General features: G+C 67.6%; 6 protein-coding genes and 1 pseudogene. 4 read left to right on the plus strand and 3 right to left on the minus strand.

Features of this window, described 5'->3' with window-relative positions:
* Nucleotides 1-5 precede the first annotated feature (5 nt).
* Together sdhC and H8R02_RS28560 are read right to left on the minus strand one after the other, a co-directional pair.
* Complete coding sequence (sdhC, locus tag H8R02_RS28555; RefSeq protein ID WP_187085200.1) at nucleotides 6-440, minus strand: succinate dehydrogenase, cytochrome b556 subunit; 435 nt, start codon at nucleotides 438-440, stop codon at nucleotides 6-8.
* A 112-nt stretch (nucleotides 441-552) separates the two neighbouring features.
* Nucleotides 553-1,296, minus strand: a complete 744-nt coding sequence (locus tag H8R02_RS28560; RefSeq protein ID WP_255429616.1) for a GntR family transcriptional regulator — start codon at nucleotides 1,294-1,296, stop codon at nucleotides 553-555.
* 115 nt (nucleotides 1,297-1,411) lie between these two features.
* On the opposite strand from H8R02_RS28560, the gene H8R02_RS28565 reads away from it, so the two are divergent.
* Genes H8R02_RS28565 through acnB form a run of 4 tightly spaced genes read left to right on the plus strand, consistent with a single transcriptional unit; the run spans nucleotide 1,412 to nucleotide 6,615 of the window.
* The gene (locus H8R02_RS28565; RefSeq protein ID WP_187085204.1) at nucleotides 1,412-2,398 is read left to right on the plus strand and encodes a malate dehydrogenase; all 987 of its coding nucleotides are present in this window, start codon (nucleotides 1,412-1,414) and stop codon (nucleotides 2,396-2,398) included.
* An 8-nt stretch (nucleotides 2,399-2,406) separates the two neighbouring features.
* Nucleotides 2,407-3,396, plus strand: coding sequence for an HpcH/HpaI aldolase/citrate lyase family protein (locus tag H8R02_RS28570; protein ID WP_354004992.1), 990 nt, complete (start codon nucleotides 2,407-2,409; stop codon nucleotides 3,394-3,396).
* Nucleotides 3,397-3,422: 26 nt separating this feature from the next.
* Nucleotides 3,423-3,992: a hypothetical protein gene (locus tag H8R02_RS28575; RefSeq protein ID WP_255429617.1), complete on the plus strand. Its 570-nt coding sequence runs from the start codon at nucleotides 3,423-3,425 to the stop codon at nucleotides 3,990-3,992.
* 31 nt (nucleotides 3,993-4,023) lie between these two features.
* Nucleotides 4,024-6,615, plus strand: coding sequence for a bifunctional aconitate hydratase 2/2-methylisocitrate dehydratase (gene acnB / locus H8R02_RS28580; RefSeq protein ID WP_187085206.1), 2,592 nt, complete (start codon nucleotides 4,024-4,026; stop codon nucleotides 6,613-6,615).
* Nucleotides 6,616-6,676: 61 nt separating this feature from the next.
* Here the strand turns inward: acnB and H8R02_RS28585 are convergent.
* Nucleotides 6,677-7,621 (minus strand): annotated as a pseudogene (locus H8R02_RS28585) (hypothetical protein); the annotation flags it as partial.

The raw sequence follows: 7,621 nt of genomic DNA on the forward strand, positions 1-7,621 counted from the left end.
CGGGCTCAGTACAGGCCGAACAGCTTGGCGCCCAGCACCAGCGTCAGCAGGATGCTCGCGGCGAGCGTGAACGTGGCGGACGACGCGCCGAACTGCTTGGACACGGCCTTGTGGCTCACGTCCATCCACAGGTGGCGCAGGCCCGCGATGAAGTGGTGCAGGTAGGCCCAGATCAGGCCCAGCACCACCAGTTTCACGAGGAAGCCCGGAACGAAACCAAGGCCGCTGTTGAAGGCGGCCTTGAATTTCGCGAACGAGATTTCGGAGGAGACGGACGCGTCGAACATCCAGATGATGAACGGCATCAGCAGGAACATGAGCACGCCGCTGATCCGATGCAGGATCGACACGATCCCCGCGACGGGCAGTCGGTAGGTGGGCAGGTCCGAGAGCGCGTGGATGTTGCGGAACTCGGGCCGCGGCTTGGGCTGGGGCGTCATGGGCGGTCTTGGGGTTTCTTTGGATGTGCGGACAACCCAAAATTCTATTGCAACGCAACAACCTGACACCGGGGTTTCACATTCCACCCCCGCCGCCGCTTTTTGATCGAGCTCAGCTCAGGTCGTTGTGGTAGTGGTGCGTGTCGGTGCGATAGAGCCCGCGGCGCAGCTCCATCGGTACATCGTTGTAGGTATACGCGATGCGCTCGACCGAGAGCAGCGGCGTGCCTTTGGGCACTTGCAGCAGCTGCGCGGCCTCCTCGTCGGCCGCGATCGCGCGGATCTTCTCCTCCGCGCGCACCATGCGCACGCCGAAGTCCAGCTCGAACATGGCGTAGGTGGGGCCGTGGTAGTCGGCCATCTGCTCCGCCGTCAGCCCCTTGAAGGCGTTGCCGGGCAGCCAGAAGTCCTCCAGGATGGTCGGCTCGCCGCCGAACGAAAGCGTGCGGCGCACCTGCACGACGGCGTCGCCCGAGCGCAGCGCGAGCGCGCGCGCGATCTCGGCGGACGCGCGCACGCGCCGGCACTCGAGGATGTTGCGCTGCGCGGGCCCTTCGCTGTCGCGGTCGCCGCTGTCGGGCATCAGCTTGAGGAAGCGGTACTGCACGTGCTGCTCGGCGTGCGTGGCGACGAACGTGCCCTTGCCCTGGCGGCGCACGACGAGGTTCTCGGCCGCGAGTTCGTCGATCGCCTTGCGCACGGTGCCCTGGCTCACGCGGTAGCGCGCGGCCAGCTCCATCTCGCTGGGGATGGCTTCGCCCGGCTTCCATTCGCCCGCCTGCAGGCTTTGCAGGATGAGCCCCTTGATCTGCTGGTACAGCGGGCTGAACGCCGGCGTGGCCTGGGTTTCTTCCATGCTTGTCTCCGGCCCCATCATATCTCTTATATAAGACATAAGACAAATTGACTGCTAGGGGTTCACCCGAGTAAACTCGTCGGCTCCCACACACGCAAATCTCCGGAGAATTTCCATGAGCAAGAAGCCCGTCCGAGTCGCCGTCACCGGCGCCGCCGGCCAGATCGGTTACGCCCTGCTGTTCCGCATCGCCAGCGGCGAGATGCTGGGCAAGGACCAGCCCGTGATCCTGCAGCTGCTGGAGATCCCGGACGAGAAGGCCCAGAAGGCCCTCAAGGGCGTGATGATGGAGCTGGAGGACTGCGCGTTCCCGCTGCTGGCCGGCATGGAGGCCCACAGCGACCCGATGAACGCCTTCAAGGACACCGACTACGCGCTGCTGGTCGGCGCCCGCCCCCGCGGCCCCGGCATGGAGCGCAAGGACCTGCTGGCCGCCAACGCCCAGATCTTCACGGCCCAGGGCAAGGCCCTCGACAAGGTCGCCTCGCGCAACGTCAAGGTGCTGGTGGTCGGCAACCCGGCCAACACCAACGCGTACATCGCGATGAAGAGCGCGCCCAGCCTGCCGCGCAAGAACTTCACCGCCATGCTGCGCCTGGACCACAACCGGGCCCTGTCGCAGATCGCGGCCAAGACCGGCACTGCGGTGGGCGACATCGAGAAGATGGTCGTCTGGGGCAACCACTCGCCCACCATGTATGCCGACTACCGCTTCGCCACGGTGAACGGCAAGCCGGTCAAGGACATGATCAACGACCAGGCGTGGAACAAGGACGTGTTCCTGCCCACCGTCGGCAAGCGCGGCGCGGCCATCATCGAGGCGCGCGGCCTGTCGTCCGCCGCATCGGCTGCCAACGCCGCCATCGACCACATGCGCGACTGGGCGCTGGGCACGGGCAGCAAGTGGGTCACGATGGGCATCCCGTCGGACGGCCAGTACGGCATCCCCAAGGACACGATGTTCGGCTTCCCGGTCACCACCGCCAACGGCGAGTACACCGTGGTCGACGGCCTGCCGATCGACGAGTTCAGCCAGGAGCGCATCAACCTCACGCTCAAGGAGCTGCAGGAAGAGCAGCAGGGCGTCGCCCACCTCCTCTGAAGGTCGACGTGAAGCATCCGAGAGAAGTCCTCCTCGGCGCGCAGGCGCGCACCGGCACGCTGCCGGTGTGCGACCACTACAGCGGCGTCGAGGTGCGGATGCGCAAGAGCCTGCAGCTGCAGGCCGAGATGATGCAGGAGTTCGGCGCGTGCGTCTTCGACGTGTCGCTGGACTGCGAGGACGGCGCGCCGGTGGGCGGCGAGGCGGAGCACGCGGCGCTGGTCACCGAGCTCGCGCTCGGCGCAGCTGAAGGTGCACGCGTCGCCGTGCGCATCCATCCGGTGGACCATCCCGCCTTCGAGGCCGACATCGCGACCATCGTCCGCAAGGCCGGCGCGAAGCTCGCGCACGTGATGCTGCCCAAGTGCGAGTCGCTTGCCGACGTCGAGCACGCAGCCCGTGCGATCGACGCCGCGGGCTCGCCCGATCTGCCGTTGCAGGTGCTGATCGAGTCGCCGGCGGCGGTGCACCGCGCCTTCGACATCGCTTCGCATCCGCGCGTGCAGTCGCTCAGCTTCGGGCTGATGGACTTCGTGTCGGCACATGGCGGCGCCATCCCGTCCGAGGGCATGGGCATCGACGGCCAGTTCACGCACCCGCTCGTGGTGCGCGCCAAGCTGGAGATCGCATCGGCCTGCCACGCGCACGGCAAGGTGCCGTCGCACTCCGTCATCACGGAATTCAAGGACACCGCGGCGCTCAAGCGCGCGGTGACGCGCGCGAACCGCGAGTTCGGCTTCACGCGCGCGTGGAGCATCCACCCCGACCAGATCCGCCCGATCCTGGAAGTGATGGCGCCCACCGAGCAGGACATCGAGAACGCAACAACGATCCTCGTGAAGGCATTGGCCGCCGACTGGGCGCCGATCCAGCACGCAGGCAAACTGGAGGACCGGGCAAGCTACCGTTACTACTGGCAGGTGCTGGAGAGGGCGCACCAGACCGGGAGGCGGCTGCCTACGGAGGCGCAAGGCTGGTTCGAAGCCGCGCGCCATTGAAGTCACAAACAATCCCGGAGACAGAGTTGAAGTCCCTCATCGCCATGCTGCTCATCGCCGCCGCACCCGCGCTGGCGCTCGCGCAAGCCACTGCAACGCAAAAGCCGGCGGCAAAACCCGCCGCCAAGCCCGCGGCGAAAAAGCCCGCCGCGCCGAAGAAGCCCACCGAAGAAGAGATCAAGGCCCGCGAGGAAGCCACGCCGCTGGAAGAGCCCGACCCCGCCATCAAGCTCAGCGAAGCGGAACTCGAAGTCGCCAAGCGAGTCCATGTGGGCGAATTCCCGTGCGAGCTCGGCGCCAACATCAAGGTGCGCGCCTTGCGGCGCGACGGCTTCTTCCTGGTGTCCAACAAGCTCAACCGCTTCGTCATGCACCCGGTGGAAAGCAAGACGGGCGCGATCCGCCTCGAAGACCCGGTCCGCGGCGCCATGATGCTGCAGCTGGGCAACAAGTCGATGCTCATGAGCCAGAAGCTGGGCCAGCGCCTCGCCGACGACTGCAAGAGCCCCGAACAGGAAAAGTTCGCGGAAGAAATGAAGACGAAGCCGCCGGTGGACCTGCTGCAGCAGGACAAGCCGAAGAGCGGCACGAACTGACGTATTTGTGAATCACCCCGGAGAGAGAGCCATGCTGCAAGCCTATGTCGAACATGTCGCCGAGCGCGCCGCGCTGGGCATCCCGCCCCTGCCGCTCAATGCGAAGCAGACCGCCGAAGTCATCGAGCTGCTGAAGGCAGCCCCCTCCAAGGAGGAGGCGTTCCTGCTGGACTTGCTCACCCATCGCGTGCCCCCGGGCGTGGACGATGCCGCCAAGGTCAAGGCGAGCTTCCTCGCCGCGGTTGCGCACGGTGACTTCCCCGTCAAGGCGATCTCCAAGGCCAAGGCCACGGAGCTGCTCGGCACCATGGTCGGCGGCTACAACGTCAAGCCGCTGATCGACCTGCTGGACGACAAGGAAGTGGCGCAGGTCGCGGCCGACGGCCTGAAGAAGACGCTGCTGATGTTCGACTACTTCCATGACGTGGCCGAGAAGGCGAAAGCCGGCAATGCCTACGCGAAGCAGGTGATCCAGAGCTGGGCTGATGCCGAGTGGTTCACCAGCCGCCCCGAAGTCGCGAAGAAGATCACCGTCACCGTCTTCAAGGTCCCCGGCGAAACCAACACGGACGACCTGTCGCCCGCGCCCGATGCGTGGAGCCGCCCCGACATCCCGCTGCACACGCTGGCGATGCTGAAGAACACGCGCCCTGGCGCCGACTTCAAGCCGGAGGAAGACGGCAAGCGCGGCCCGATGAAGTTCATCGAGGAGCTCAAGGCCAAGGGCCACCAGGTGGCCTACGTCGGCGACGTGGTGGGCACCGGCTCCTCGCGCAAGTCGGCGACCAACAGCGTGATCTGGGCCACGGGCCAGGACATCCCGTTCGTGCCGAACAAGCGCTTCGGCGGCGTCACGCTCGGCGGCAAGATCGCCCCGATCTTCTTCAACACGCAGGAAGACTCCGGCGCGCTGCCCATCGAGGTGGAAGTGTCGAAGTTCAACATGGGCGACGTACTCGACATCTACCCGTACGAGGGCAAGATCGAGCGCAATGGCGAAGTGCTGGAGAAGTTCGCGCTCAAGAGCGACGTCATCCTCGACGAAGTGCGCGCCGGCGGCCGCATCAACCTGATCATCGGCCGCTCGCTCACCGCGAAGGCGCGCGAGTTCCTGGGCCTGCCCGCGTCCAGGACCTTCCGCCTGCCGCAACCGCCCGCTGCTTCGAACAAGGGCTTCACGCTCGCGCAGAAGATGGTTGGCCGCGCCTGTGGCCTGCCGGATGGCCAGGGCGTGCGCCCCGGCACGTACTGCGAGCCGCGCATGACGACCGTGGGTTCGCAGGACACCACGGGCCCGATGACGCGCGACGAACTGAAGGACCTCGCGTGCCTCGGCTTCAGCTCCGACATGGTGATGCAGTCGTTCTGCCACACCGCGGCCTACCCGAAGCCGGTGGACGTGCTGACGCACCGCGAACTGCCGCAGTTCATCAGCAACCGCGGCGGCGTGGCGCTGCGCCCCGGCGATGGCGTGATCCACTCGTGGCTCAACCGCCTGCTGCTTCCCGACACCGTGGGCACGGGCGGCGACTCGCACACGCGCTTCCCCATCGGCATCTCCTTCCCCGCGGGTTCCGGCCTCGTCGCGTTCGCGGCCGCCACCGGCGTCATGCCGCTGGACATGCCCGAGTCGGTGCTGGTGCGCTTCAAGGGCCAGATGCAGCCCGGCATCACGCTGCGCGACCTCGTGCACGCCATTCCCTACTACGCGATCAAGCAGGGCCTGCTGACCGTTGCGAAGCAGGGCAAGAAGAACATCTTCTCCGGCCGCATCCTCGAGATCGAGGGCCTGCCGACGCTGAAGGTGGAGCAGGCGTTCGAACTGTCCGACGCATCGGCCGAGCGCTCCGCCGGCGGCTGCACGGTCAAGCTCGACAAGGAACCCGTCATCGAGTACCTCAAGAGCAACGTGGTGCTGATGAAGAACATGATCGCCAACGGCTACGAGGACAAGCGTTCGCTCGAGCGCCGCATCAAGGCCGTCGAAGCGTGGATCGCGAACCCGCAACTGCTCGAAGCCGACAAGGACGCCGAGTACGCTGCCGTCATCGAGATCGACCTGGCCGACATCAAGGAGCCGCTGCTGTGCTGCCCGAACGATCCGGACGACGTGAAGCCGCTGTCGGAAGTGCAGAACACGAAGATCGACGAGGTGTTCATCGGTTCGTGCATGACCAACATCGGCCACTTCCGTGCGGCCTCGACGCTGCTGGAAGGCAAGCGCGACATCCCGGTGAAGCTGTGGGTGGCGCCGCCGACCAAGATGGACGCGAGCGAGCTCACCAAGGAAGGCCACTACGGCGTGTTCGGCACGGCCGGTGCGCGCACCGAGATGCCGGGCTGCTCGCTGTGCATGGGCAACCAGGCGCAGGTGCGTGAAGGCGCGACGGTGGTGTCCACCTCCACTCGCAACTTCCCGAACCGGCTGGGCAAGAACACCAACGTGTTCCTGGCCTCCGCGGAGCTCGCGGCGATCGCGTCGAAGCTGGGCCGCATTCCGACGGTGGACGAGTACCACGTGGACATGGGCGTCATCAACAAGGATGCGGCGCGCGTGTACCGCTACATGAACTTCGACCAGATCGAGGAGTACGCGGACGTGGCGAAGGCCGTGACGGTTTAAGCGCCTCGGCGCTCATGAAAAAGCCGCCCTCGGGCGGCTTTTTCCTTGGCTCGCGATGCGATCAACCGCGGTCGCGCTTGGCCTTGCGGGCCTTCGTGCCGGCAACTGCGGAAGGCGAGCCGCCGTTGTTGCCGCTCGTGCCCGCGTTGGCGCCCGTGCCGCCCATGTCGGTCGAGCCCGGGCCCATGGCCGCGGCGCCCATCGCGCTGCTGCCGGTGCCGCCGGCCACCGTGCCGGTGCCGCCCGCGACCGCGCCGCCGGCGATACCGGTCGTGCCGACCGAGCCGCCGCCAACGGTGCCCGACGTCGCGACGCCACCACCGGTCGTCGTGCCGATGGCGCCCACCGGCCCCGTCACGCCAACCGTGCCCACCGGGCCCGTGACACCCACGCCCACCGCCGGGCCGGTCACGCCCACGGTGCCGGTCGTTCCAACCGTACCCGTGGTGCCCACCGTGCCCACCGTACCCGTCGTGCCCACGGTGCCGCTCGTGGCCGTGCCGCCAGTCGCTGCCGTCGTGCCGGTGGAGCCGGTCGTGCCCACGGTCGCGCCGACCGTGCCGCTCGTGCCGGTGCCCACGCTCACGCCGGTGCTGCCGGTGCTCGCACCCACGTTGCCGCCGACGTTGCCGCCCACGTTGCCGTTGACGCCACCGCCGCAGCAGGCGTTGCCTGCTGTCGAAGCATTCGGGCCGTTGCCCTGGTTGCCGAGTCCGGTGTTGCCGACGCCGTTGCCGTTGTTGCCGGTGCCGACGTTCGCACCGCCGTTGCCGCCGGCGTTGCCTGCCGGAGCGCCGCCGGGGCCGCCGCCGTTCGCGCTGGCACTGCCGCTGCCGCTGCCGCCAGGCCCGCCGGACGTGCCCGCACTCGCGCTGCCGCCGGCGCCGGCGCCACCGCCGACACCGCCGCCAACTCCACCGCCAACTCCACCGCCAACACCTGCACTGGCGCCGCCGCCGGCACCGGCACCAACGCCGCCGCCACTGCCGCCCGCACCGGCGCTTGC

The organism is Ramlibacter albus (assembly GCF_014297445.1).
Lineage (GTDB): Bacteria > Pseudomonadota > Gammaproteobacteria > Burkholderiales > Burkholderiaceae_C > Ramlibacter > Ramlibacter albus.